General features: G+C 46.0%; 31 protein-coding genes, 1 tRNA gene and 1 riboswitch. Of the genes, 17 read left to right on the top strand and 15 right to left on the bottom strand.

The window, feature by feature from the left end:
* Genes IEX60_RS15875 through IEX60_RS15850 form a run of 6 tightly spaced genes read left to right on the top strand, consistent with a single transcriptional unit; the run spans nucleotide 1 to nucleotide 4,044 of the window.
* Complete coding sequence (locus IEX60_RS15875) at nucleotides 1-396, top strand: hypothetical protein (protein ID WP_188752358.1); 396 nt, start codon at nucleotides 1-3, stop codon at nucleotides 394-396.
* A gap of 3 nt (nucleotides 397-399) precedes the next feature.
* The gene (locus IEX60_RS15870; RefSeq protein WP_188752357.1) at nucleotides 400-699 is read left to right on the top strand and encodes a nitrogen regulatory IIA protein; all 300 of its coding nucleotides are present in this window, start codon (nucleotides 400-402) and stop codon (nucleotides 697-699) included.
* Nucleotides 700-757: 58 nt separating this feature from the next.
* Nucleotides 758-2,083 (top strand): conjugative transposon protein TraM, encoded by a 1,326-nt coding sequence (traM, locus tag IEX60_RS15865; RefSeq protein WP_188752336.1) that lies wholly within the window; start codon nucleotides 758-760, stop codon nucleotides 2,081-2,083.
* Between the two features lie 24 nt (nucleotides 2,084-2,107).
* The gene (gene traN / locus IEX60_RS15860; RefSeq protein WP_188752334.1) at nucleotides 2,108-3,010 is read left to right on the top strand and encodes a conjugative transposon protein TraN; all 903 of its coding nucleotides are present in this window, start codon (nucleotides 2,108-2,110) and stop codon (nucleotides 3,008-3,010) included.
* A 17-nt stretch (nucleotides 3,011-3,027) separates the two neighbouring features.
* A complete protein-coding gene (locus tag IEX60_RS15855; RefSeq protein ID WP_188752332.1) occupies nucleotides 3,028-3,585 on the top strand; it encodes a conjugal transfer protein TraO in 558 nt (185 codons plus the stop codon).
* 54 nt (nucleotides 3,586-3,639) lie between these two features.
* Nucleotides 3,640-4,044 (top strand): DUF3872 domain-containing protein, encoded by a 405-nt coding sequence (locus IEX60_RS15850; RefSeq protein WP_373285055.1) that lies wholly within the window; start codon nucleotides 3,640-3,642, stop codon nucleotides 4,042-4,044.
* Nucleotides 4,045-4,148: 104 nt separating this feature from the next.
* On the opposite strand, the gene IEX60_RS15845 is transcribed toward IEX60_RS15850, so the two are convergent.
* Nucleotides 4,149-4,445 carry a TFIIB-type zinc ribbon-containing protein gene (locus IEX60_RS15845; RefSeq protein ID WP_188752328.1) on the bottom strand — a complete coding sequence of 99 codons (297 nt, stop codon included), beginning with the start codon at nucleotides 4,443-4,445 and terminating at the stop codon, nucleotides 4,149-4,151.
* 193 nt (nucleotides 4,446-4,638) lie between these two features.
* Between IEX60_RS15845 and IEX60_RS15840 the strand changes: the two genes are divergently transcribed.
* Together IEX60_RS15840 and IEX60_RS15835 are read left to right on the top strand one after the other, a co-directional pair.
* The gene (locus IEX60_RS15840; RefSeq protein ID WP_188752327.1) at nucleotides 4,639-4,917 is read left to right on the top strand and encodes a molybdenum ABC transporter permease; all 279 of its coding nucleotides are present in this window, start codon (nucleotides 4,639-4,641) and stop codon (nucleotides 4,915-4,917) included.
* Between the two features lie 617 nt (nucleotides 4,918-5,534).
* Nucleotides 5,535-5,963, top strand: a complete 429-nt coding sequence (locus IEX60_RS15835) for a response regulator (RefSeq protein ID WP_188752324.1) — start codon at nucleotides 5,535-5,537, stop codon at nucleotides 5,961-5,963.
* A 232-nt stretch (nucleotides 5,964-6,195) separates the two neighbouring features.
* Here the strand turns inward: IEX60_RS15835 and IEX60_RS15830 are convergent, their stop codons facing one another.
* A complete protein-coding gene (locus tag IEX60_RS15830; RefSeq protein ID WP_188752322.1) occupies nucleotides 6,196-6,594 on the bottom strand; it encodes a hypothetical protein in 399 nt (132 codons plus the stop codon).
* 224 nt (nucleotides 6,595-6,818) lie between these two features.
* Nucleotides 6,819-7,352 carry an antirestriction protein ArdA gene (locus IEX60_RS15825; RefSeq protein ID WP_188752320.1) on the bottom strand — a complete coding sequence of 178 codons (534 nt, stop codon included), beginning with the start codon at nucleotides 7,350-7,352 and terminating at the stop codon, nucleotides 6,819-6,821.
* Nucleotides 7,353-7,842: 490 nt separating this feature from the next.
* Between IEX60_RS15825 and IEX60_RS15820 the strand changes: the two genes are divergently transcribed.
* Both IEX60_RS15820 and IEX60_RS15815 read left to right on the top strand, forming a co-directional pair.
* Nucleotides 7,843-8,004 carry a hypothetical protein gene (locus IEX60_RS15820; RefSeq protein ID WP_188752318.1) on the top strand — a complete coding sequence of 54 codons (162 nt, stop codon included), beginning with the start codon at nucleotides 7,843-7,845 and terminating at the stop codon, nucleotides 8,002-8,004.
* Nucleotides 8,005-8,030: 26 nt separating this feature from the next.
* Nucleotides 8,031-9,602 carry a recombinase family protein gene (locus IEX60_RS15815; RefSeq protein ID WP_188752316.1) on the top strand — a complete coding sequence of 524 codons (1,572 nt, stop codon included), beginning with the start codon at nucleotides 8,031-8,033 and terminating at the stop codon, nucleotides 9,600-9,602.
* Here IEX60_RS15815 and IEX60_RS15810 read toward each other — a convergent pair.
* From IEX60_RS15810 to IEX60_RS15800, 3 genes are all read right to left on the bottom strand, one after another.
* Nucleotides 9,568-9,640 (bottom strand) — tRNA-Lys (locus IEX60_RS15810). The two genes, IEX60_RS15815 and IEX60_RS15810, sit on opposite strands and share 35 nt — an antisense overlap.
* A gap of 111 nt (nucleotides 9,641-9,751) precedes the next feature.
* On the bottom strand, nucleotides 9,752-10,336 hold the full coding sequence (def, locus tag IEX60_RS15805; RefSeq protein ID WP_188752314.1) for a peptide deformylase: 585 nt from the start codon (nucleotides 10,334-10,336) through the stop codon (nucleotides 9,752-9,754).
* Nucleotides 10,337-10,397: 61 nt separating this feature from the next.
* Nucleotides 10,398-10,964 (bottom strand): Crp/Fnr family transcriptional regulator, encoded by a 567-nt coding sequence (locus IEX60_RS15800; RefSeq protein ID WP_188752312.1) that lies wholly within the window; start codon nucleotides 10,962-10,964, stop codon nucleotides 10,398-10,400.
* A 298-nt stretch (nucleotides 10,965-11,262) separates the two neighbouring features.
* On the opposite strand from IEX60_RS15800, the gene IEX60_RS15795 reads away from it, so the two are divergent.
* From IEX60_RS15795 to IEX60_RS15785, 3 genes are all read left to right on the top strand, one after another.
* Nucleotides 11,263-11,475, top strand: coding sequence for a hypothetical protein (locus IEX60_RS15795; protein ID WP_188752310.1), 213 nt, complete (start codon nucleotides 11,263-11,265; stop codon nucleotides 11,473-11,475).
* Between the two features lie 149 nt (nucleotides 11,476-11,624).
* Entirely contained in the window at nucleotides 11,625-12,395 is a 771-nt protein-coding gene (xth, locus tag IEX60_RS15790) for an exodeoxyribonuclease III (RefSeq protein ID WP_188752308.1), read from the top strand.
* A gap of 108 nt (nucleotides 12,396-12,503) precedes the next feature.
* On the top strand, nucleotides 12,504-12,812 hold the full coding sequence (locus IEX60_RS15785; RefSeq protein WP_188752307.1) for a DUF3175 domain-containing protein: 309 nt from the start codon (nucleotides 12,504-12,506) through the stop codon (nucleotides 12,810-12,812).
* Nucleotides 12,813-12,835: 23 nt separating this feature from the next.
* Here the strand turns inward: IEX60_RS15785 and IEX60_RS15780 are convergent, their stop codons facing one another.
* Nucleotides 12,836-13,444 (bottom strand): Pr6Pr family membrane protein, encoded by a 609-nt coding sequence (locus tag IEX60_RS15780; protein ID WP_188752306.1) that lies wholly within the window; start codon nucleotides 13,442-13,444, stop codon nucleotides 12,836-12,838.
* A 183-nt stretch (nucleotides 13,445-13,627) separates the two neighbouring features.
* Here IEX60_RS15780 and IEX60_RS15775 point away from each other — a divergent pair, with 183 nt between their 5' ends.
* On the top strand, nucleotides 13,628-14,458 hold the full coding sequence (locus tag IEX60_RS15775; RefSeq protein WP_188752305.1) for a dienelactone hydrolase family protein: 831 nt from the start codon (nucleotides 13,628-13,630) through the stop codon (nucleotides 14,456-14,458).
* Nucleotides 14,459-14,477: 19 nt separating this feature from the next.
* Here IEX60_RS15775 and IEX60_RS15770 read toward each other — a convergent pair whose 3' ends face one another.
* From IEX60_RS15770 to thiM, 5 genes are read right to left on the bottom strand one after another with little or no spacing between them, the layout of a single operon-like run.
* Nucleotides 14,478-16,040 carry a M61 family metallopeptidase gene (locus tag IEX60_RS15770; RefSeq protein WP_188752304.1) on the bottom strand — a complete coding sequence of 521 codons (1,563 nt, stop codon included), beginning with the start codon at nucleotides 16,038-16,040 and terminating at the stop codon, nucleotides 14,478-14,480.
* Nucleotides 16,041-16,087: 47 nt separating this feature from the next.
* Nucleotides 16,088-16,738, bottom strand: coding sequence for a thiaminase II (gene tenA / locus IEX60_RS15765; RefSeq protein ID WP_188752303.1), 651 nt, complete (start codon nucleotides 16,736-16,738; stop codon nucleotides 16,088-16,090).
* Nucleotides 16,725-17,567, bottom strand: a complete 843-nt coding sequence (gene thiD, locus IEX60_RS15760) for a bifunctional hydroxymethylpyrimidine kinase/phosphomethylpyrimidine kinase (protein ID WP_188752302.1) — start codon at nucleotides 17,565-17,567, stop codon at nucleotides 16,725-16,727. Before thiD ends, tenA begins: the two co-directional genes overlap by 14 nt.
* Nucleotides 17,564-18,205: a thiamine phosphate synthase gene (gene thiE / locus IEX60_RS15755; protein ID WP_188752301.1), complete on the bottom strand. Its 642-nt coding sequence runs from the start codon at nucleotides 18,203-18,205 to the stop codon at nucleotides 17,564-17,566. The genes thiD and thiE overlap by 4 nt, the downstream gene beginning before the upstream one ends.
* Entirely contained in the window at nucleotides 18,195-18,995 is an 801-nt protein-coding gene (thiM, locus tag IEX60_RS15750) for a hydroxyethylthiazole kinase (RefSeq protein WP_188752299.1), read from the bottom strand. The genes thiE and thiM overlap by 11 nt, the downstream gene beginning before the upstream one ends.
* A gap of 79 nt (nucleotides 18,996-19,074) precedes the next feature.
* Nucleotides 19,075-19,169, bottom strand: a riboswitch (TPP riboswitch).
* A 122-nt stretch (nucleotides 19,170-19,291) separates the two neighbouring features.
* Here thiM and IEX60_RS15745 point away from each other — a divergent pair.
* A complete protein-coding gene (locus IEX60_RS15745) occupies nucleotides 19,292-21,331 on the top strand; it encodes a tetratricopeptide repeat-containing sensor histidine kinase (protein ID WP_188752297.1) in 2,040 nt (679 codons plus the stop codon).
* A gap of 11 nt (nucleotides 21,332-21,342) precedes the next feature.
* On the opposite strand, the gene IEX60_RS15740 is transcribed toward IEX60_RS15745, so the two are convergent.
* Nucleotides 21,343-21,972: a response regulator transcription factor gene (locus tag IEX60_RS15740; protein WP_188752295.1), complete on the bottom strand. Its 630-nt coding sequence runs from the start codon at nucleotides 21,970-21,972 to the stop codon at nucleotides 21,343-21,345.
* Between the two features lie 399 nt (nucleotides 21,973-22,371).
* On the opposite strand from IEX60_RS15740, the gene abc-f reads away from it, so the two are divergent.
* Nucleotides 22,372-23,964, top strand: a complete 1,593-nt coding sequence (gene abc-f, locus IEX60_RS15735; protein ID WP_308420756.1) for a ribosomal protection-like ABC-F family protein — start codon at nucleotides 22,372-22,374, stop codon at nucleotides 23,962-23,964.
* Here abc-f and IEX60_RS15730 read toward each other — a convergent pair.
* The gene (locus IEX60_RS15730; RefSeq protein WP_188752293.1) at nucleotides 23,961-24,473 is read right to left on the bottom strand and encodes a class I SAM-dependent methyltransferase; all 513 of its coding nucleotides are present in this window, start codon (nucleotides 24,471-24,473) and stop codon (nucleotides 23,961-23,963) included. The genes abc-f and IEX60_RS15730 overlap by 4 nt on opposite strands.
* A gap of 99 nt (nucleotides 24,474-24,572) precedes the next feature.
* Between IEX60_RS15730 and IEX60_RS15725 the strand changes: the two genes are divergently transcribed.
* Nucleotides 24,573-25,127 (top strand): DNA-3-methyladenine glycosylase I, encoded by a 555-nt coding sequence (locus IEX60_RS15725; RefSeq protein ID WP_188752291.1) that lies wholly within the window; start codon nucleotides 24,573-24,575, stop codon nucleotides 25,125-25,127.
* Here the strand turns inward: IEX60_RS15725 and cysC are convergent.
* A complete protein-coding gene (gene cysC / locus IEX60_RS15720) occupies nucleotides 25,114-25,653 on the bottom strand; it encodes an adenylyl-sulfate kinase (protein WP_188752289.1) in 540 nt (179 codons plus the stop codon). The genes IEX60_RS15725 and cysC overlap by 14 nt on opposite strands.

Here is a 25,653-nt window from a genome sequence, read left to right as displayed (position 1 = left end):
ATGGAAGCAATATCAGATTTAAACACGTTCGCCAAAATCCTTACCGCAAAAGGGTATGACGGCTATTTCCATACGCAGGGTGCGTATGCCGGAAAACTGAAAGCAAGCATCAGCGAATATCTCGCCAACAGCCCCAAAGGTGTGGTTAAACAGGAGTTGTTGCTGACCTGCTTTCTGCAATGGGCAGGCGAAGACCTGCCCAGGGTAGAATGCCTTATGAGGGTGAAGTACCTAAACGGCAAATTCTTCCTTAACAGCATGGAAGTTGCTAAAAAAGACCGCTACGGGCAAGTGCTGAAACAATCGGAACTGACCCACCTGTCGGTCGTGACCGCTCCCAAAGCAAAAGAGGCAATCGCTATGGTCAACGATGCAGTGGAACGGAATAACAATTAAGGCATGAAAAATCTAAGAATAACAATCAACAATTGGTTTGACAAGCTCGATGGACAGTGGCGAGCGATGCCTGTTAAAAAACAGCACCGCTATACGCTACTGCTCTTTTTGGGCTATGCGCTATTGTCCGTTGCCGTACTGTTGAAAGTGTGCTACGATGTAGCGCATTCCGATAATACCATGACGATAGAGCATATCGAAAACCCGATTAACGGGCAAAACAAATCCTCGGTTTCTCCGCAGGACAGTATTAACAAAATCTTAAAACGTAAAATGTATGAAACCTGCATGAGTTGCCCCTAAAGGGGGAATTATATCAACTCATGCAAGCTTCATCGCCTTTAAAAAACAAATTATAGAGATGAAAAACAGTGAAAACAAAAGGGTAAGTTTTTTGGTCGAAGATGGCGACCCAAAAAACGGAATGGATGCACCGCAGGACAGTGCGCAGAACAAAGCCGAAAAGCTGAAAAAGCCCATCATTTTTGCACTCATGGGCGTGGTATTCCTCGGCTGTATGTACCTAATCTTCAAACCGTCCTCCGACAAGAAAGCGGTTGAGGATATTGGTCTGAACGATGCCGTACCACAGGCGACCGATGCAGGGCTTCAATCCGATAAGCAAAAGGCTTATGAACAGGAAATGCTCGAACAGAAGATGCAGGAAAAACGCAATGCGCTCCTGTCACTGTCCGACTATTGGAGCGAGGACAGTACCGCCGATCCGGAAGCGGAGCAACCGGATGAGGACTACGAAGACGGCTACGCTTACGGCGGTGGTACACGCAGGAACAGCAACCCTGCCCTGAACACTTATCGAAGTGCGCAAAGTACGCTGACCTCGTTCTACGACAACAGCGATTACGAAACGCAGGAACTCCGCAGACAGGTTGAGGAACTGAAAGAGCAACTGGCAGAAAAAGACGTACCACCAAATACGACCGTAGAAGACCAACTGGCTTTGATGGAAAAGTCATACGAAATGGCATCCCGTTACCTGCCGTCAACTCCGGCACAGACGGGTAATGCGGACACAACGGTTTCAGCAAAGAGTGCCTCTCTAAAAGAACATTTCGTGGCGTTCACCCCCGTAAGGAAAAATGCGGTTTCCGCATTGTACCGTGAACCGACCGACAGTGCTTTTTTGGCGAACTGGAACGAAACCCGAAACCGTGGATTTTATACGGCAGGCGTTTCGGAACAGGTCATACAACCAAAAAACAGCATTAGGGCGGTAGTACAGGAAACACAGACCGTAACGGGCGAAAGCGGTGTACGGTTGCGTTTGTTAGAAACGGCGCAAACTCCCGTCCGTTCCATTCCGGCAGGAACGGTACTGACGGCTAATGCTAAGTTTCAAAGTGGCAGGTTGCAGTTAAAGGTAACGTCCATCGAATTTGAGGGCAACATTATTCCGGTCGATATAACCGTGTATGATGTGGACGGACAACAAGGGCTATATGTGCCATATTCACCCGAAATGAATGCCCTGTCAGAGATTGCCTCCAATATGAGCCAAACCTCCGGCACTTCCATTATGATGACACGCTCGGCAGGGCAACAGATGGCAGGCGACCTTTCTCGTGGATTGGTGCAGGGCGTATCGGGTTACTTCTCCAAAAAGGTACGCACACCGAAAGTAACCGTCAAAGCCGGTCATCAGCTATTCCTCGTTTCAAAAAATTAATGTTTAACTAAAATCAAAAAGAAAATGAAAGCAATATTTAAAAGCCTCATGGCAATGGTCTGTTTAACGGTCTTTATCACAGGTGCAAATGCACAGCAAATTGCATCCAGTACAACAAAATTGAGCATGGGCAAGGTTGACCCTTACGAAATGCAGGTGACGTACAGCAAAACCTCGCACCTCATATTCCCGTCCGCTATCCGCTATGTGGATTTGGGCAGTGAATACCTTATTGCAGGCAAAGCCGAGGATGCGGAAAACGTACTGCGCATCAAGGCAAGCGTAAGGGATTTTGACGAGGAAACCAATTTTTCGGTCATCACGGACGATGGTCGGTTTTACAATTTCAATGTCTTTTATAGCCCTTATCCCTCAACGCTGAATTATGACCTGCTAACGATGCAAAAGGCATCGGATAGGGAAAACGGCAACGATGTTCTGTTTGAGGAATTGGGGGGCAATTCGCCGTCACTGGCAGGCTTGCTCATGGAAACGATTTACAAAAAGGACAAAAGGATTGTAAAGCATATCGGGGCAAAAAGCTACGGCATACAATTCCTGTTAAAAGGTATCTACGTCCATAACGGAAAATTCTATTTCCATACGGAACTGCGCAACAAAAGCAATGTTCCGTTCAACATTGACTTTGTGAATTTCAAGGTCGTGGATAAGAAAGTCGCCAAGCGTACCGTGGTACAGGAAAAGGCAATGAACCCGTTGCGTATGTACAAAACGCTCGGTGAAATAACGGGCAATACCACCGACCAGAACGTGTTCCTGCTTGACCAGTTTACCATCACGGATGACAAGGTACTTGTGATTGAAATCTTTGAAAAGAACGGTGGCAGACAACAGGTGTTGCAGGTGGAAAACTCCGACCTCGTACACGCCAAGCTGATAAGCGATATGCACCTAAAGATTAATTAACCCAAAAAGAACGAACAATGATGAGATACATTTTTGCCGTGGTGCTTGCCACACTTAGCATCACGGCGGTACAGGCACAACGGATGCTCCCCAAACAAAATGGATTGGAAATAAACGCAGGTATGCTGTCTAAAGAGATAAGCGACAATTACTATCTGAATTTGACGTTGACCGTGAACGGAAAGAACGGCAATTACTGGATATGGGGTGCGGAGTACACCCATCAGTTTTCCGGTTACAGGGATGTACAGATACCGCTTGAAACCTATACGGGCGAGGTGGGTTACAGTCTTCAGCTAATGGGCGATGCGAGAAAGACCGTTACGCTCAATGCAGGGCTTACCGCCGTGGCAGGTTACGAAACCATCAACCGGAGCGAAGCCATGTTACCGGACGGCTCGACCATCCTCGACAAAGACAATTTCGTCTATGGTACTGGTGGACGGCTCACGCTCGAAACGTACCTGTCCGACCGTTTTGTCCTGCTCCTGCAAGGGCGGACAAAAGTATTATGGAGTACGGATTTGAAACAGTTCCGTCCATCGGCAGGGATTGGACTAAGGTTTAACTTTTAAAATTGATTTACGATGAAAATATTAATCAGAAAGTACGGGCTACATTTGCAGGCAATGTTCATGCTCATGGCGATGTTGGCCTGCGCCGTGGTGCTGACTTCGTGTGAAAAAGACGACCTCGATATACAACAGAATTACCCTTTTGAGGTACAGGTGATGCCTGTTCCAAAGGATGTCTCAAATGGTCAAACCGTAGAAATAAGGGTAACGATACAGCGAAGCGGAAATTTCAGTGATGCGAAATACTTTATCCGCTATTTCCAGTTTGACGGACAGGGAGCATTGCGGTATTACAGCGAACCGCCGTATATGCCCAATGATGTGTACCTATTGCCACAGACACAATTTAGGCTGTATTACACCTCGCAATCCACCGTATCACAGTCATTTGATATTTGGATTTCGGACAACTTCGGGAACGAAAAGCAAATAAGTTTCCAGTTTAACAGCCGTGATTGATTTGCAGTTTGACTTTTTTATTATTCCTTAACTCAAATAGAAAGGAGTTCTATACAGTATGGGAACTCCTTTCTTTCAGTGATATTGTTGAAGATAATTCTATCTTAGTCAAAATCGAAAAAATCAGACAAAAAAGACTTCTTTTTACGTCCATGTTGGGGATATTTATTTCTGTCTGAATATTTATCAGTTCTTTCGTAGTCCTGCGAATAAGGGTGTTTTTCGTCATTAAAGGACTGTTTTTCATAATTATTCCCCTCGGTTCTTTGAGCGGAATACTCCAATAGCTTATCCAGTTCACCTTTATCTAACCAAATTCCTCTGCATTGCGGACAATAATCAATTTCGACATTTTGACGCTCCGTCATCAATAAGGTTTCGTTACAATTCGGACACTTCATGTTTCTTCATTTTTTTAAAGGATAAACTTAAACAAAAATAAGTAAGGATAATGTGATATTATCTTTTTTTAACATTCCTACTGTTGGTGATGTACAATTTTTATTATGACGGTTAAAGCGATACTTTTTTCGTTCATAGCGGAATAGATATTTTTTCGTAAATTCAAAGTGTCGAATTATAATAGCTATCGTTATGGGTGCATCATTGGTTTTAGGCATAATAGCATCGGTTTTGGGATTAGGTCTGCGTTACTGGATTAACCGCAGGAAGTTTTACAGGCGTAGCCCGACCGGAGCGGAAGGCTTTTCATCTTATGAGAAATCCGTTATTATTAAAACTTCTGAACGTTTGGGCAAATGGATAGCTTATGCTTTGATTATATTCGGTGTGCTGTTCTTATGGAGTTATTCAAGGCAGAAAAAGGCAAAAGAAAAGTCATCCCAAAATACGGAGATACAGAACCCACGATAAGCAACGATATAGCATTAGGAAACGGTACAGGTCTTTGCGGTCTGTACTGTTTTTGTTTTGCAATCTTCCCATGTTAAACCCAAATTGAAAAGACAGATGGCTGTTGTATAAGAAAATCCACATTGCTATCTTTGCTATTAGAAAATATAAAAATCTTAAAGTGTTTTTGCTTTAAGTCTCGATACTAAAAACTGGTAATTTTTAATCCCCGAGACATAAGTAAGAACGCTCACGTTATGGCGTGGGCGCTCGCTTATTCGGGGAAAGGCGTACCAGTGCCTTAGTGTCGGTAAGTGTAGTTGCCTGCGCTTTTTTTATTGCAGGTGTCGTTACTTAAAAATGGATATTATGGACACTGCGAATATTACCTATCCTGCCTTAGCGTTTCCTGCTTCCGAAATATCGGCTTTTGCGGTTGCTATCAACTATTTTATTCTATCCCTCAAAAATGGAGAAATAATACACTTTCAACCCGATAATACCCAAATTTTTTACGATTAGCTAAGCGCTCACGGCATTAGGGATATACAAAAGGAAGAAAAGGCAAAACCTGTCGTTGTTACCAACAACATAAGTTGGTTGGGATGGTTTAAACGCAAAAAATAAACAATATCGTTATGAGCAATAATAAAAAAACTATTCGGGTTGCAGTTGTGGATGACAATGCACAGCTTAGGGCTATTTCCGTAAATCAACTTGAAAACTCCGGCTATATCGTACAGTTTCAAGTGAGCAACGGACAGAAAGCACTCCAAAAAATAAAAGAGGATGGGGCATTGCCCAATGTCTGTGTTATCGAGGAAGATTTTGCCACGGCTAAACTTCTGCTCGAAAAGCATCCCGATTTGAAAGTCCTAATTTCCAGTACGAACGACAACGAGGAAAATGTACTGGATATGCTGAAAACTGGTGTTTCGGGCTATATACTGAAATACGCTGACCCCGATGAAATGCTAACCGCCGTTAAAGCATTGAGCGAAAACAAAAAATATTTCAGTGTTGGGATTAGTAGGATAGCAACGGAATATTTTAAAAGTCAATCATAAACTTGGGTTTCTTTGCTACTTTCTTTTCCGTCTCAACTCATGAAAGAAAGTAGTCTATCCCGATGCAACCTATTTGGAAAATGCAGGTAAGGAACGGCGGAACGGAAGCATTTAACAAAGGGGTTGTTCCGCTTTCCGCAAAAAGACGGTCCCGACCATCGGGAGGATCTGTCTTTTTGCCGTCCAATTTTTGAGGCAAAAACGGGAACGGCGTACCGCTCCCTTAAAAAATTCAACTGGTTACAATCATTTTATCATGCCCGAATAGCAAGTGTATAGCCTCTTTTAACTTCGGGTTACATTCTTCCCTGTCCGCATACTCAACAAGGCAGTTTATTAGAAATATGGCATTGTGACCGTCAAATAACTGGTCAGAAAATACCCGTGTGCTACGGTGTAACATGACGTTGTACCGCTTTAAAACCTGTTCGGTATTGTTGACCAAGCTGAACCAATAATCGACTGTTAAAAGCGTTCTTTTAGCCCAAATACTGCGTATATATTCCTCGTGCGCTCTGAAACGTTCCGTTTCCTGTTGTACAAAAAGGGTCAAATCTTTAAGGTTTTCGGGGAATAGCTTAGCAAGCAAATACCCTCTTTCAACGTTGTTCATGTCGTTTAATGCTTTCATGTCGTTATACTTTTTTAGTGTTAATCTTCTTTAATTTTATAATGGCACATTCGGGGCAATGCTCGGCGGTGGTTATCTGTTGTATTGCGCCCCTTTCACCGCTTAGCGATACTACTTTTATCCGTATCATGCCCGTATCATGTTTTAGGGTCGCTCTATAAGTTTCTATTATCATGGTTTTGATTTTTAATAGGCGACCACCTTTGTAGGCGGTCGCCTGTGGGTTAGCAATTATAAAATACGTGACCGCTATTGCTCCAATAGTTACCGCTAAATAGGTCACGGGCATAAGCCTCATAATCGAAGTACGTTTTTGCAAATTCGGGCAAGTCCATTTGCTCTACCTGTTCATAGGCAAAATCTTCCTCGTCCTCGTATTCCCCTATATAGTCATCGTCAAAGTCGCTTATTAGGTCGTCAATATCCCCCTCGGACAGCTTACGGTGTCCATTGTCACACCATATTAGAAATGCCTCTTTTCGGGTTTCGTCCATATCTTCCAAAGCCTCCAAAACCTCAATTATGCTATCGCTTATCCAACTTTCGCCGATTAAGCCGTTCGGGATGTTTTCGTAGTCTTGAAACATAAATTCGGGGTCTTCCTCGTCATTGTGCAACTCCCTGCAAGCATCGTAAAATTCGTCTTTGTCCGCATAGTCGGATAGCGTTAGCCATTCCCCGAAGATTGAACCGTCATTATATTTTGCGTATGTGCCGACATATACCCTTGCTTCCGATGTGTTTATTTGATGTGTCATTTCTTTACTGTTTTGAATTAATTTTTTTGATTTATTCGGCAATGAGAGGTGGTGCTGTTGTTTTGTTTCAATACCATTTCCAATGCTTATATTCCTCATGCCTGACATTTTTTTTATTCGTGTAAAGAGCCGGAGTATGCTGTGTTTCGTTTCGGGAGCAGTTTAGGTTAGTGTTTAGGATGCACAAGGTTTTGGAAAACAAATACTACCCAACGGGTGGAGATTTTTTTTCAAACTTGCATGACCTTTTGCTTCCGTTAAGAACACGTCCAACCTTTGCTCCATGAAACGTGAACAACAGGCATACTCGCTTTTTAGGCATAACCAAACGTGGAAGTAATGAGGAACAGCATTGCCGAAATGGTTCTAAACAGGCATACTATGCCAAGTAATTCAACCCAAAGACACAATCCAATATCCACTCCATCAGTGCAATAAGTTTGTCTGTGCGGATTAAAACCGCTCTGTTTAACAGGCAAAATGAGTGAAGATGAAGAAAGAAAAAACGAACGATTTAACCCCCGAAAGAGTTAAGCAAATCTTGAAAAAGAAAGGAACGGAAGTCGATTTAGAGGAAGCACAAGCTATTTTGGAGTTTGTCAAGAAGATAGCTCACATTGCAGTTAACCAGTATTTAAGAGGAAAACTTTAATCTAATGAAAAAGGAAAATTGTTGTGATGAGAAAGGCAGATTTATACATACGTGTATCGACAGACGAGCAAGCGGACAAAGGATATTCGCAACGTGACCAAGAAGACCGATTAAGAAAATATTGTGAGATAAAGGGCATTCCGGTAAGGGATGTTTACATAGAAGACCATTCGGCAAAATCTTTCAAACGTCCAGAGTGGCAGAAATATTTATCCAACCTACGTAAAACAAAGAACAACAAAGCGGGGTCAATAATATTATTTACCAAATGGGATAGGTTCAGTAGGAACGCAGGGGATGCGTATCAAATGATTAACCAGTTGCGGAAACATGGTGTTGAGCCTGTTGCGATAGAACAGCCCTTAGACCTTACCATTCCCGAAAATAAAATCATGCTTGCATTCTATCTCGCTTCACCGGAAGTTGAGAACGACAGACGTGCATTGAACGTTTTTCACGGGATGCGCAGGGCAAAGAAAGAGGGGCGGTATATGGGTACTGCTCCTTTGGGATATGTCAATAAGATAACAGAGGGCAAAAAGAAGTTCATTGCACCCCATGATTTTGAAGCACCGCTTTTGAAATGGGCGTTTGAACAAATCGTTTCCAATAACTTCAATACCGAACAGATATGGAAAATGGTTCGGGAGAAAGCCAATGGAAAAGGTCGGTTCAGCAAAAATAACTTTAGGGTAGCCGTCCGAAACCCCTTGTACTGTGGCAAAATATTCATTCCTCCCTACAAAGAGGAAAAGGGATATTTTGTCAAAGGGCAACATGAGCCATTAATCAGCGAAAAGACGTTTGCGGATGTACAGGATATTCTCGATGGGAGAAAGAGGGTTGTAAAGCCTAAAATCGTGGCTATGGACAATCTACCGCTTAGAGGGTTTATTAAATGCCCTAACCCTAACTGTAATAGGATGCTCACAGGGAGTGCCTCAAAGGGAAAGATGGGCAATTACTATTACTACTATCATTGCACTTCCTCCTGCGGAGTACGGTTCAAAGCCGAAACCGCCAACGAGGCTTTCCTAAAGCAATTACGGTATATGTCGCCAAAAGAGGGCATGGTCGATGTTTTTATCGAAGCCTTTATAAAAGACTTCAACAACAAAACCAAAGCCCAAAACACCGAACGGGCAAATATCATAGGTGAGATTGATGCGTTGAATAAACGTTATCAAAATGCGCTTTTAAAAAATGCCGATGGAGAAATGGCAGATGACGATTTCCAAGAAGTAAAGAAATTGACCAAAGGAAAGATTGAGGTTTTGGAACGTAGATTAAACGACTTGGCAGTAGTGGGAACGGAGATAAAAGACTTAGTAGCATCCACCTTAAAAAAGGTCGCAAACATTGATAGACGCTATGAAAACGGCGATATTGAGGAAAAAAGGCTTATAGTGAGTTCGATGTTCCCCGATTTTTTGGAATTTGACGGAACACAACATCGAACTCCGAGGCTAAATTCTGTGATTGCTCTTATCTATCAGAATAACAGTAAGTTACAGAGCAAAAAAAATGGGACAAGTCTTTCTTTTTTAGACTTGTCCCAAGAGGTGACCCCGGAGAGGCTCGAACTCTCGACCCACTGATTAAGAGTCAGTTGCTCTACCAACTGAGCTACGGAGTCTGCTGTAATCGTTGGTGTTTTTTGATTCTGGTGCAAATATAGAAAAATATTATTTCATGGAAATAGGTTTAAATGGGATTTCTCAATTAGCCGCTTTGGAAAACGGAGCAATCATTTCCTGAACCGCATGGGGTAATTGACCGATATGTGTCCTTTTGAGATTTTCCTGAGTTTGCTTTCCAGCATTTTCCGGGTAAGCGGCTGCAGGTAATCGAGATACAAAATCCCCTGCGTATGGTCGTATTCGTGCTGTATCATGCGGGCGGTGATGCCACTGAACATTCTGTGCTGCTTGACAAAATGACGATCTGTGTATTCGACCTCAATGCTCCACGGTCTTTCCACTTTTCGGTGCAGGGAAGGAATGCTTAAACAGCCTTCTTCGTCTTCCCAGGTTTCTTCAAACCGCTGGGTTATCCGGGCATTGATGAACGTTTCCGTGATTCCTTCGTCTCCCTGCGGAAAATAACGCGAGCGTTCTTCGGCCGTGTAATTTTCAAAAGTCGGTTTGCTATCCACGACAAATAAGGTAATCGGTTTTCCGATCTGCGAAGCAGCCAATCCGCATCCATTCGCACGATACATGGTATGCCACATGTTGTCTATCAGGGCATTCAATTCCGGATAATCTACGGTAACGGGTTGGCATTTCTGCCTTAAAATGGCATGTCCGTAGGATAGTATGGGTAAAATCATTGTCCAGTCAATCTTTGGAACAAAGGTCCGAAGAAATGCAGCGAGGCACAATGAATCTATGTTAACAAATTTCCCTGCGTATTCTGCTAAGTGCCTGCGGTGTAATGCCTATGTAAGATGCAATGTGTTTCAGTGGAATCTGCCTGATAATTTCGGGACGTTCTGAAAAAAGACTGAGGTAACGTTCTTTGGCCGTTAGCCTTAGCAGTGCCAATTCCCGCTGGTTTTTGGCGCTATATAACTTTTCTGCAAGGACACGGCCGACAACATTTCCCACTTGGGTTTTTTGATACATCTTTTGAAGGTTATCATAGGATATCCGCCAGGCAATTGTGTCAGACAGCGTGCTGAGCCGATATGACGATGGAGTTTGATTAACCAGCGAGTCATATGCGCTGGCAAATGCCTTCTCGAAACAGAAGTCAAAAGTAGTTTCCGTGGTATCATCACAGACATAATACCGAATGATACCGCTTTCGATGAAATAAAGGAATTGCTCAACATCACCTTGCTCCGTAACGGTTTCACCCTTCGAAAACCTTACGCACTCAAATAATGCAGCAATATATTGCCAATCGGATTGGCTTAAATCCGCTACACGTTCGTAATATACCCTGATATGCCCCATTTTTACGTTGGATCTGGTGCGATATGCAAAGATAGGTATTTCTTTTTTTCGTTACAGTCATCTGACACCCTGTGAAAGATCGTAGTAAAAAAATTCTGACATCGAAAACAATTCGGCTCCGGTGTTGTTACTTTGATAGGTTTAGGTTGATTTGAAGAGTCCGGTTATCCCAAAATACCGGGCTTTTCGCTTTATTTGTTAACCCCAAATTTGTTAACCCCAAACCACACATCCGTTGTAGGCTTTTCCAAACAATATCAATCATTCTTTGTGAACCAATTAACAAGTGTCACGAAAGATGAAAAAGTGGGTAACCGAAATTCTGGCTATTGATCCCGTAAGCGGTCAGTTAAAAACCTACGGCGGGCCACATATTGATGCATTGACCTGGGAAGAGGCGACACGATTCTGTCAGACGAACGGACTTGGATATTGCAGGGTTGTGGGGCAGCTCATTGCTGAAGTCGATGAAAAGACAGGTGTAAAAATAGATTATGACAACCTGAATTGAACAACCAATCAAATAATTTTGCCATATTTAGCGCTTGAAACCATAAAGAACAATAACTCTCAAATGAAACCTGCCACGTCAGCACCCCATAAAAAAGGGGCCGAAAGCGCAGGTTTCATGAGGCCGTAAAAACAATTATTTTATTTCAAATGAAACTTGCCACCTATAACGTAAACAGCATCAATGCGCGGCTCCCGGTTGTATTACGCTGGCTGGACGAATGCCAGCCCGACGTTGTATGCCTCCAAGAATTAAAAGCTGTCCAGGAAAATTTTCCGGCAGAAGCGTTGGAGAACGCCGGTTATACCTCCATCTGGCATGGCCAAAAGAGCTGGAATGGAGTGGCCATTCTTTCGCGGATCGGGCAACCTGAAGAAATTTGCCGCACGCTACCCGGAGACCCCGAAGACACACATAGTCGCTACATCGAAGCAAAGATTAATGAAGTAGTGATTGGTTGCCTGTATCTTCCCAACGGCAATCCGGCGCCCGGGCCAAAGTTTGACTATAAACTCCGCTGGTTAGATCGTCTCATTGCCCATGGTCAGTCCCTGCTCGAACAGGGCCCGCCCGTGATATTGACAGGTGACTTCAACGTTATCCCCACTGAATTTGACGTGTATAAACCCGAACGTTGGGTGGACGATGCACTTTTCCGCCCCGAAATCCGGGAATCCTTCCGCAAACTGGTTACCCAGGGATGGACCGATGCGTTGAGGAAATTGTATCCCGATGAAACCATTTACACCTTTTGGGACTATTTCCGTAATGCATTTGGCCGCAACGCCGGTATGCGCATCGATCATTTCCTGCTCAGCCCCGCCGTAGTGCCTAGGCTTCGTGCTGCCGGTGTAGACCGCCAGGTACGGGGATGGGAAAAAACCAGTGACCATGCGCCGGTTTGGATCGAATTGGATTGAGAAGAATCACACAGGTTATTTGCAATAACTCCAAACATCGACCGTGTTAAATGGTTTGCTCTTTAAAAGCCCCGGCATGCATACACCGGGAACCAAAAGTGTAACGACATGGCACAAAAGAAGAAAACCGGAACAGGCAGAAAATGGTCTGCCAAGGTGACCGAAAAGAGCGACGCACTGGATCTGGAAGCGCATATTTTTGAAACAAAAGATCCAAAAAAAATCGCCCAATCGCTGAAGCAGTCTGCCGAACGAAGCGACCGTAAGAAATCGGAACCGTTCCGTTCGGCCATGTCTATGCTGACGTTTTACATCAATCGCGCCGGAAAAAATCTCGACAAACAACAGAAGGATATATTGGAGCAAGCAAAGGATGAACTGCGAAAAGCATTTGGCCGCGAGCCCCAACATTCGTAAAAGACGTTTTTGACTGACCCCATTTATCGTCCGATTTTCCTGCCTAAACCGACAAACGCACAGGAGATCACAACAAAAACCAATGCAAACAAAAACGAATTGATTAATACCTGAATAAGTCCAAGATGAATAACATTCACAAATGGATAAGGGTAAAAACCTGAATAACTGCCTCTTATCAATACATATATCAAATAAACAAAAGGATACAACAGCCACCCGGTTATCTGCCTAAAATGAATGTCGGTTGTACGCTCATACCCATACCAGTATAAGATTACCAAAATCGGGATGACAGAATGGAGCAATTCGTCAACAAGCCATTGCAGGCCGGTTGGATTCCAAAGGTGCCTTAGCAAAATCTGATAACCGAGTCCCACCACGGTGATATAAACCGTCAAGGCCGTCAATGTTCCCCCACTGTGGATGGATGATTTCCGATGCTTCGTTCCAAAAACTCGAAAACTGAAATAAAGCGCAACCCATATATTGGTCAATACGGTAAAAAAACTAAAAAACCGGATCGTGGCTTCTCCTACGGAAGTTACGCGATTCCCCAGCATCAGCACATACTGTGCGACGATGGCAAACCATCCAATGGCGGCAAAACTAAAGGCAAGTATTTTCTTCATAATTTATTCATCCGTATGGTCGGATATGTGTTTGAGGTTTCCTTCAATACCTCTTATTCAAAAATAAAGAATTTCAGCTATTTATAGCTTAATTCCATCACCGACTTAAAACATTATCCTCGTAAAATTGTTTACCTTCAAAGCATTGAAAATCCAATCGATAAAACCTGTATACCAAAAGCGATGAAAACAACAATAATAACCTCAATTTCCGCAGCGCTGCTAGCTATCGGATGTGATGGTGCATCAAACAATCGTACATCAACGGCACAAAAATTGAATCTCACCGACTCGGTGGCGGCAAAATCAGTAAGCTACCAAGCACTGGGCGATACCATGGTCGGCTATGTTGCATTTTGTGAAGACACCGAGAAAAAGCCCGGCGTGCTGGTCGTACACGAATGGTGGGGACTTGACGATTATACCAAACGCCGAACACGCGAACTGGCCGACCTAGGGTATGTGGCCTTTGCGGTGGATATGTATGGACAGGGTAAAACTGCCGATAATCCCGAAATTGCGATGGCTTTGGCTGGCCCCAACTACCAGGATCCGCAAGCCGCCAAACAGCGTTTCGATGCCGCATTGGCTCAGCTTAAAGCACTTCCACAGGTGGATACAAACCGGATTGCAGCCATTGGTTATTGTTTCGGAGGATCTATGGTGCTGAATGCTGTTAAATTAGGCGATTCCTTGCAAGCGGCCGTGAGTTTCCATGGTGGGTTCAAAGGTGTGCCCGCCGATAAGGAACTACTCAAAACCCCTGTTCTCATTTGCCACGGTGCTGAGGATGCCAATGTACCCGAAAGTGAGGTAAAGGCGTTCAGGGCAGAATTGGATGAAATCGGAGCCGACTATGTATTCAAGGAATATCCAGGTGCCACGCACGCGTTTACCAACCCGAAAGCTACTGAAACAGGCCAGAAACTCAATATTCCCATTGCTTACAACGCAGCGGCAGATACAGCCTCATGGAACGACATGAAAGTTTTTTTTGAAAAACACCTCGACTAAGACCGCGAAAAACGGAAGGCTACTCGCAAGGAGTGGTACCCGTTAGCCAGATTGACCTCAGTTTTTTTGCCTGGTCGCTTGCAGATTCGTCCATCACCAATTTCTTCTCTCCGTCCGGCTGATAGCGCACTCCAACTAAACTGAAGTAATATTCATACGGAATGGGACGATTTCCCTGTGTATAGGTTACAAGAAACTCCTTGGCTTCCGGGAAGCTTAGCTTGGCAATTTCGTCAAAAAGCTCATCGTCTTCAAAAAATCGTTCTTTTCCATAGCGGATCCCCAAGTCATGGGTCAGGTTTCTCAGTCCGTATCCCCCGTCAGATAAATGCAATAAATACATATCCAAGCAAGCGCCAATCAATGCTCCTTTTTGATAAACATTTCCATATTCATCGGCATAGGTCGAAGCTGCGTATTTACTCAACTGGGTAAACGCCAATGTATCGTTATAGTTCTCGCGTGAATCTGCGATTTTTTCGGCAAGTTTATCCAAAAACTGTTCAGGGGTATTTATACCGTTTTGTACCTGCACATGATGGGCTGTATATTCGGTCGTACCTTCGTACAACCACAGGTGTTTGGACAGAACTGCTGTGTCGTAATTAAATTCTTTCACCTCCCTTGAAGCGATAGTAAGCGGTGTAATGATATGGAAAAACTCATGCGAAGACACATCGACAATCATGTTTTTTAATACATCCGACGGCATTTCAGGAATGTAGTAAAAAGACGAAGTCGTATGCTCCAACGCACCGGCTAATCCAAGCGGAAAAGACTGCTTGATGCCCATATCTTTAAAATAATACAGGAAAGCATAACGATCCGCGGGCAGTTTGCCCCCAAGGTATTTTTTAGCCCCCTGAAGCAAATCGGTCAGCCAGTTGGCAATTTCCCGCGACTGGATCAGCTTATTCGGCGAATAGACGGATACCAGCACCTCGCAATTACCCACTTGTACCGTTGTCGTGTCGGGAACGCCATACATGATGGGTGTATCGTATAGATCATCCAAACTCTCCATATGGAAAACATCACGCGTAGCCGTGCTTTCTACGGGGAGCTTGGCCGACGAGCCATAGAAACCGGTTGGCTTTTCAAAGGTCAGTTCAATGGGTAACTTATTCTGTCCTTCCACGTATCCGAAAATACCGGGTGTGTGGACAACAATATTTTTATCTTCGATGTTCGTGGCCGCCATCGGATAGATGTTGTGCTCTTTGCCCGTATCAAAGATATCCTCCACTTCGTAACTGATTTTATAGAGTTTCTTGGCTTTGCCAATTTCCCATTGATTGGTATTCAGCTGCTTCACCGGCAGGCGCCTCCCCTTTCGGTCGGTAGCCACGAGGTTGGATGTGAATGCACCATAGTCGCTGATGGCATAGGTACCCGGAATAATCTTTGGCAACGCGAAAATGACATTGCGTTCCGTTACCTTGGGTGCCAGCAGAGATACCTTGAATTTATCGTCCTGGAGCTGCGTCAAATCCACGGTATACTGATAGCGCTGTGCCCATGAGGCAGACACCGAAATTCCCCATAAACAAAGTAGGAGAAATAAATTTTTCCTGTTATACATGGCTCCAAATGTAGGGTATTTTGGTCAGATCACAAATGGCAGAAAAGTTACTCCCACCTGACCAGCCTATAAGCGCTGTCCCAAAACCGGTATTCCAGTCGACTGGCGGTAACGAAGGCATCGATCATCCGCACACGCATGTAGTCCGTCGCGGTGTCCGCCACCCGGTTGCAGCATTCAATGGCCCGCCGCACCGATACCGCAAAATCTTCACCGGCGTAGGTATCTATCCACCGTTGGTATGGATTACCAATTGCCCGTTGGTGGGTGTAGATGTAATTGCCCACTTCCTTATAGATCCAGAAACAAGGCAGTACGGCAGCCATCGCCACTTCCACGGCATCCAAGGCAGCGGTGCTTTTCAGGTAATGCACGTAGTGGTGGCACGCCGGTTCGAGCACGCCGCGTTCGACGATACCGAAATCCTGAAAATAAGACGCATGTAATGCATTTTCCACAACGATTGCATTTTCCCCAAAACGCATGAAAGCCAATGCATCGTTGATATCGCTGGCCCGGGCACCGATAAGCGCCAGCGCTCGCCCGAAATGCTCCAGATAACCGGAATCCTGTGTCATGTAGAATTGAAATTTCTCCAGCGGTAGGTTGCCTTCCTGCAATTCGGTGATAAACGGCATGGCAACGATGGATTGATAAATAGGCTCAATGGCCACCCAAGCTTGTTCAGACCAGGTCATATTTTGTAAGTTGCTGCGGATTAAAAAAATGATTCAACGGTCCATTTCCCTTGCCAATCTGTACATCCCGCCCCCGGAAAATGGCTTCATGGACGTATTTTTGTCCGTTGGATACCGAATCCAACAAGTTATTTCCCAATGCGATGTAGCTGGCAATTGCCGAAGACAGTGTGCAGCCAGAGCCATGCGTATTATTGGTATCGAACTTGTCAAAACTGAACTCATGAACGGCACCTCCTGCCTCAAAATACAGCGAAATCAGACGCGGTGCCTCCAAGTGACCGCCTTTCAGCAACACCGAACGGCACCCTAATTTCTGTATTTTTTCTCCCGCAAGGTACATATCATCCAGCGTACGCACCGGCATTTCGGCGAGGATGGCGGCTTCATCCATATTCGGAGTGATCACGGCTGCGATGGGAAACAGCCGTTCTACAATTGTAGTGATCGTCTGATCCGCAATAAGCTTGTCGCCACTCGTTGCCACCATCACCGGATCAAATACCACCGGAGGTGTGTCCGCGTACCGCGCGAACGTATCCACGATGGTATCTACCAGCTCGGACGTATGCACCATGCCGATTTTGATGGCATCGGGAAAAATATCATCGAGAATGGTCTCGATCTGCTCCTGCACAGCCTGGTAGGGAATCGGGTAGATGGTCCGGACCCCCTGTGTATTCTGCACAGGCAGTGCCGTCAGTGCCGATGTGGCATAGCATCCCAAAGCCGAAATGGTCTTGATATCTGCTTGTATCCCCGCTCCGCCGCTGCCGTCAAACCCTGCAACGGTCAAGACCGAGGGGTATCGGTATTTCTTCGTATTCATAGCGCGTTATTGATAAGTTCCTTCAGTTCAGCGGCTGCATCACGGGGACTATCTGCCGAACAGATGGCGGAGACAACCGCGATGCAATCGGCCCCTGCCCGGATGGCATCCGCGGCATTCGTCCGGTCCATACGGCCAATGGCAATAAGGGGCTTGCTGGTACGCTGCCGGATCTGCCGGATGCCGTCCGTCCCCCACTCGATTATCGTGTCGGTTTTGGTAGCCGTACTGAAAACCGGACTGATCCCTAAATAATCGGATGCTTCTGTTTCCTTACTGTACAACTGTTCCGGTTGCTCAATTGAATAACCGACGGAGCAGCCATCGGTCCATACTTTTCGGATTAAAGATGGAGGCAGATCCCGCTGCCCCACATGGATACCCCAGGCCCCCAATTGCACCGCCACGGCCAGGTTATCGTTGATGACCAAGGGCACACCATACCGGTCGGTAACCGCCTTTAACCGAGCTGCATTTAATAAGAAAGCGTCAGTATCCAACTGCTTTTCGCGCAATTGAACGATATCCACTCCGCCAAGAATCGCCTGTTCAGCCACCCATAGCGGGTCCCTTCCCTGGCAGTCTGCTTCGGAAATTACCAGATACAGCCGGTATGGAAATAAAAGATCAGGCTTCATACGCTATGCGGAGCTTCGTGATAAACTCGTCATCGGTAATGTTGTATAGCTTATCCAATAAGTTTACTTGTAAGCTGCCCGGTCCGTTGCTCACCGCAACCGCTAACTCACCGCAGACGCCCAATAGTGCCATAGCTGCACTTACGGCTTCCTCTGTATGTTCCACCACCGCCAAAAATGCTCCGATGATGGCAGTGGCAGAGCACCCCAAGCCGGTGACCTTGGTCATCAATGGGTGGCCGTTGCGGATGTATACCGGTTGGTCCTCACCCACAACAATATCGGCTTCACCCGAAATACATACAACGCTACCATATTGTTTCCGGATAAACCGTGCAGCATCCAGCGCATCAATGCTCGCGGCGGTGCTATCCACCCCTTTGGTAGCGTTGTGATTTGACTTGGCCAGCGCCATAATTTCGGAGGCATTGCCCCGGACCACCGTGGGCCGCATCGCCAGTAGTTGGCTAATGGCGTGGTCACGGTACGGGGTAGCACCTGCACCGACGGGATCCAACACCCACGGTTTACCGGCACGCCGGACCGTGGCCGATGCCTGCAACATGGATTCAAACCAGTGTTCATCCAACGTACCGATGTTGATGACCAACGATTGGCAGATCTGGGTCATGTCAGCCAGCTCCCCTTCCGCGTGCGCCATAATAGGCGAAGCGCCTACCGCCAGCAGCGCGTTAGCCGTATTATTCATAACTACAAAATTCGTGATGTTCTGTACCAGCGGAGCTTGCCGCCTGACCGTTAGTACATGATTCCAAAGTCGCTTTTCCATATCCAAAATCTCAAAAAATTCAACGGCTAAAGCAGGTTTCTCCGGAAGGATTAAGAAGCGCAACAGCACCACGCTAGGAAGTGATGATTGAACTTTTCCCTACGCCGGTATAAACCGGATCAGGTTCGAAGGGTCTCTCTCAATTCTTTTCACAGAATACCCCTAAAGCCAATGACAAAGGTACAAAAAAATAAGCCAGCTCCCTGATTTCAGCCAATTTCTTGCAGAATTAGGCATTCATCCCCTGCTATTCAAATAATTATTTATTTTGTAACTGAAAATAACAAAACGGTTAAATGAAGATGCACATTACCTACCAGTGGTTAACTTTAGTTGTTTTGGTGTACTTCCCTGCCACCCATGTAGTAGGAGCCGCACCAAACTCGGTTGACAGTTTGTCACGGGAACTAGAGCAGGTGAAGACTGATTCGGCTAAAATAAACCTGTTAACCGAAATGGCAAGGCAGGTGCCCCATGGAGATTCTGCCCGCGCAATGGCGTTGTGGAAAAAAGTATTGACATTATCCCGTGAAAGCCGTGATCCGCTCAGCGAAGCGAAGACCTACCTCAACATCGGATCCTGGCACTACGACCATTACCGCACGGAAGAGGCCCAACGCTACAACGAGATTGCACAGAAAATGGTGAAACAGGATACATCCCACTCAGCCCGTATCCTATTGGCAAAAAGCCAGATCAACACGGCTAATATCTTCTGGCAGCGTAACCGCATCGAAGAGGCACTGCGCGGATACCTCGAGGTTATCCCCCTGCTTACTCACCTGGCAGACACGGAGTCCCTTGCGCTAGTAAACACCAATATCGCGATTTTATTCAGCAACCAAAAACAATACCATAAATCCAATCAGTATTTTCTTGAAAGCGTCCAGCAGTATAAGTGCTTATTGCCGGATAGCCACGCTGAAATCGCGGATGTATACGTTATGCTTTCCATGAATGCCCTGAATGCCGATACACTCTCAAAAGCAAAAGGAATGATGGATCTGGACAGCGCATTCAATCACCTGCAGCATGTGGACAGGCAACATCGCGTCTGGGCCGATTATTACAGCATGCGGGGTCGCTACCAATTGCTAACAGGCGATCTGAACGCAGCCGAACAGTCCTTTCAACAGGGATTGCCCATCGCCCGGCTCTATAACGACACCTATACAACCAGCGATATTTTGCTTCACCTTTCCGAATTGTACGAGCAGCGCGGCGAATTTGCAAATACGCGCCCGTTGTTAGACGAACTGCTGACCATCGGTCAGACCAATCAAGTGGGTACCTACCAACTGAAAGCACTCCGTACGCTCTCACGCATGGAATACCGCCTGAAAAAACCGGAAGCAGCATATCGCTACCTAACCGCCTACATTGAACTTTCTGACAGCTTACATTACAATGAGGTGACCGCAAAACTGCATGAAATGGAGGAAAAATACAACCTCTCAGAAGCGGAGAACAAACTATTGGTGCTACAGCGGGAAAATCAGCAAAAAGACTTTGTACTGGAACGGAACCGCCTATACATCGGGCTGCTGATCGGCATCGCCGTTCCCCTCTTCATTTGTTGCATTCTCGTATTCCTGCTGTATCGAAATAAAAAGAAGTTATTGGTGCAGCAACAACAAATACACGCCATTGACATGGAACGGGTCGAACATGTGCACCGGAATTCACTGTTATCCGCCCTGCTGGAAGGACAGGAGAAAGAGCGCGAACGCCTGGCGCGCGACCTCCATGACGGTTTGGGCGGTATTCTTTCGAGTATCAAGATGGATTTATCACGGATTTCTACCGCCATGTCTGCAGACGTCGCCCAGCGAAAAGGTCTTGCCATCGTCGTAAATAATCTGGATGATGCCGTAGAGGAACTTCGGGGCATCGCACATAGCATGATGCCTTCCATGCTGACCAACTATGGCCTTGCCGAAGCATTGCGGGAATATTGCGACAAACTGAAACGGGCCGGATGCCCCATTTTCTTTCAGGCTTTTCGCTATGAAAACTCCATGGAACAACCCCGCCAACTGCTGCTTTACCGCATTGTTCAGGAATTAGTAAACAACTGCGTAAAACATGCGCATCCCAAAGAAATACTTGTCCAGTTACAGCAAACGGATGAGGCGATTACGCTGACGGTCGAAGACGACGGAGTGGGCTTTGATACGGCAGAACCCTACGCAGGTGCCGGCTTACGAAACGTTGCCATGCGGGTAGGGTTACTTCATGGCACCCTGGAAATCCGGTCGGATATAGGTGTAGGCACCACTTTCACGGTCGAATGCCCCATCACCGCAACCAACGATACGCTGAGAAAAGTGGGCTGATCTGTATCCGATCATTCGCGGATAAGGCCGTATTCCGTGGCCAGTTTGATGGCCGAGGCCAGGTTTTTTACCTCGAATTTCTCCATCAGATTTTTACGATGGCTCTCTACCGTATGTGGGCTGATAAACAGTACATCAGCAATCTGCTGCGTGGTTAACCCTTTGGCAGCCTGTTGCAGAATTTCTTTCTCCCGCCGGGTCACTTTCGGCACATTTTGCAGGCCATCTTTGTCTTTCTGGCACATAATTGCGGCCGACTGTGAACAGAGGAAACGCCTGCCTTCCAGCACCGTCTTAATACCCTCGATGATCTCATCGCCCAACGCATTTTTTTGGATATAGCCGTCGGCCCCTTCGTTGAACATGCTATTAATTACGGCATATTCATTATGCACGCTAAGCGCAATGATACGAGTATTGGGCGACAAAGATTTCACTTTTTGCACCAGCTCAATCCCGTTGGCGTCAGGCAGGTTGATATCCAGCAACAGTACATCGGGAAAGGTTTCTTTGATCGCTTCCAAGGTGGTTGCGGCATTGGCAAAACATCCTGCAACCTGTAGTGTATTTGCCTCCGCCAGTATATTTTTCAGTCCCTCCAATACAAGTGGGTGGTCATCGGTGATGAAAATGGATGTCATAGTCTGCAAATTCTGACCACAAAATTCGCCATATTTTCCCAAATCGAGGCAGCACAGCTTAAAAACCCCTGATTTCCGCCATTTTTCTCCCCGAATACAATCTTATTTTTGTGGAATACGCGAAGGCTGTTCACAAATAAAGGCCACGGTACCGGTCGCTCTTCTCAAAGCAGCGACCGGTATCCATGTCTTTTGATCTGGATTGAAATGATGACTCCCTGCAGAATCGTTATAACTTGCGTTTATTATTAACGCCAAGCACAGAAATAGTGAAGATTCTCTTATCTTTGCCCCTATAACAGACAACATATTTATGTAATAGTCATTTCTTTCGCGCAGTAACAGCCCCGATCGTTCCAAAAACACGGTTGCTACCATACCCACACGCTAAAGAAAGAAATGATGATTACGTTAGAAAATATAACTTATTTACTCCCCAATAAAGACTTACTATTCAGCAATATCCATTTATCGGTCAACAAAACCGATAAAGTTGCCCTGATCGGCCCCAACGGTGCCGGAAAATCCACATTGCTGAAAATCATTGCGGGCGAACTTCCCCCTGCTGACGGCCTTTTGCACGTCGATGCCTCGCCCTACTATGTGCCACAGTTGTTCGGGCAATCGAATCACCTGACCATTGCACAGGCATTGCAGGTGGCTGAAAAGATCAATGCACTCCATGAAATCCTGAATGGACATGTGACCGAACACAATCTTACTGTATTGGACGATGACTGGACCATTGAAGACCGTTGCACCGAAGCGCTTAGCAAATGGGAGTTGGCCGACCTGGATTTATCCCAGCAACTGGCATTCCTGAGCGGTGGGCAAAAGACTAAGGTCTTCCTGGCGGGAATTTCCATCCATCAGCCGAAGCTCATCTTACTGGATGAGCCCAGCAACCACCTGGATACGGCTGGCCGGAATCTGCTCTATAATTTGGTTGAATCCACATCCAGCACATTGATCGTTGTGAGTCACGATCGGGTCCTGCTGAACCTGTTGGATACGGTCTCCGAATTGGATAAACAAGGGATCACTACCTACGGGGGCAATTACGACTTTTATAGGGAACAAAAACAACTGGCAGACCATGCACGGCAGCATGATATCCTTACCAGGGAAAAAGCACTTCGGAAAGCCCGGGAAAAAGAGCGGCAAACCCAGGAAAGGCAACAGCGGCAGGATGTACGCGGAAAAAAGAAGCAAGAGAAAGCCGGTGTCGCGCGAATTATGATGAACACGCTGCGCAACAGTGCCGAAAAAAGCACCGCAAAACTAAAAGGTGTACATACCGAAAAAATCAGTGGTATTTCGAGAGAACTACAAGATTTACGGAAAGAACTACCCGGCATTGACCAAATGAAATTCGGTTTTGACAATTCCGCTTTACATCGCGGAAAGCTACTGTTTTCAGCAGATGCTATCAATTTTTCGTACCATAACCAGCTGCTTTGGAAAGAAAAATTGACGTTCCAAATTGCCAGTGGCGAACGGATTGCACTCCGCGGATTGAATGGTTCCGGCAAAACAACACTTATCAAGATCGTGCTGGGCGCACTGGAACCGCAAACGGGAACAATACACCGGTCAATTACCCGTTCAGTCTACATAGACCAGGATTATTCACTGATTGACAACAGGCTCAACGTTTACGAACAGGCCCAAACATTCAATGCGTCCGCATTGCAGGAGCATGAAATCAAAATCCGGCTCAATCGCTTTTTATTTACGAAAAACGACTGGAACAAACCCTGCAGTGCTCTGAGCGGCGGCGAACGGATGCGGCTGATGCTTTGCTGCCTGACGATCGGCAACCAATCGCCCGATGTTATTGTGCTGGATGAACCGACGAATAACCTGGATATACAAAACGTTGAAATACTGACGGCAGCCATCAACGAATACCAGGGCACATTGATTGTGGTATCCCACGATGACTATTTTTTAAAGCAAGTCCATACCGAACGGACTCTTACGCTGATTTAGTCATTTTCAATCCATGCAGCATACATCTTTCCGCCATACCGCGATTTGCGTTCACCCAGTCGTACCACCTTCCGATAGCCTACCCGCTGGAACAGTGTTACCAATGTCGGGAAATCAATGGGATATGGTACCCACGGATTAGCGGTCAGGGTGTCGTATTCCACAATGAGGAATGCATGTTGCGGTTTACAGCTATGTGACAGCCTGCCAATTAAGGTTTTTTTATCGTGCACGTAATGGAGGGCATTTGCGAGCATAATACCGTCCAGATCCTGCAACGGTAAAGGTTCCCGTTCGAAGTCCATTTGCCGGAAAGTAATATCCGTCCCTCCTTCCCGTTTGTTCAATTTCTGTGGTTCGGCATCGATCGCATATAGCATGCTGCCATCAGGCAACAGGCTGCCGAGTGCGTAGGTAAAAGTACCTTCCCCGCATCCCAAATCGGCCCAACGCTGGGGAACCGAGAAGTCAGAAAAAGCATCCTGTATCAATGACGACCATTTATCCATGCTTAAACTTATATAAAAAATGACATAAAACGTAAGTCTGTCGGATTATGCTAATTTTTTTTGCTTAAATTCGCATCCATATTCCAACACGCTACAACGATGTCCTACTGCGATTACATACCCACCATGCAGCCCGAAACACGCCAGGCGCTGCACAAAAATTACCACGACAACCACTACGGGTTCCCCCTCCACGATGACAACGAACTGTTCGGAAGACTCATTATGGAAATCAACCAAGCCGGACTGAGCTGGGAAACCATTCTGCGTAAGGAAGAAGCCTTCCGCAAAGCCTATGATAACTTTGATATCGGAAAAGTAGCAGCATATACCGAAACGGACCGGCAGCGGCTATTGGCCGATGCAGGAATTATCCGCAATGGTCTTAAAATCAACGCAGCGATTGAAAATGCGAAAGCGATACTTCAACTGCAAGAAGAATATGGATCCTTTGAAAAATGGCTGGAACATCATCATCCCAAAACACTGCCCGAGTGGATGAAGCTGTTCAAGAAGACCTTTAAATTCACCGGAGGGGAAATCGTCAACGAGTTTCTGATGAGTACGGGCTACCTGCCAGGTGCGCACGCCACCCATTGCCCCGTGCATTCACAAATACTGAAGTTGAAACCTATGTGGGCTACCGCGAAATAAACGCAGCAGGAAGCCGGGACACGATGTACCGGTATAATTTACCTGCGGATTCCTCCAATTGCTCCTGATCGGTCCTAAGTACCAGGTCGGGGCAGTTGGGGGCTTCATACGTGTCGTTTACGCCCGTCAAATTCAGAAGTTTGTCAGGATGAGACGGGGGCAGCATGGCCCGGTAGTACAACCCCTTGGTGTCGCGGTTGATCAACGTTGGCAGGTTGCAGTCAATGAATACCGTCTTCGCCTGATACTGCTGTGCGAGTTCACGGCGGACTTCCTCGTAGGGATTAATGGCAGCTAAGATGACCACATTGCCCGCCCGGGCTTTCTCCGCTGCAATTTTACCCAAACGGCGGATATTCTCGCACCGGTCTTTCTTGGAGAACCCCAGGTCTTTGCATACGGTTTTTCGGTAGCGGTCGCCATCAATCACCTCCGCGGGTATACCCGATGAGACCAGCTTCCCTGCTACATGCTGTGCAATGGTCGATTTACCGGCGCCGGAAAGCCCTGTCAGTTGGATAATCAT

Origin of the sequence: Parapedobacter defluvii, assembly GCF_014642075.1 — a bacterium.
Taxonomy (GTDB): Bacteria; Bacteroidota; Bacteroidia; order Sphingobacteriales; family Sphingobacteriaceae; genus Parapedobacter; species Parapedobacter defluvii.
This window is presented reverse-complemented; position numbering and strand designations above follow the sequence as displayed.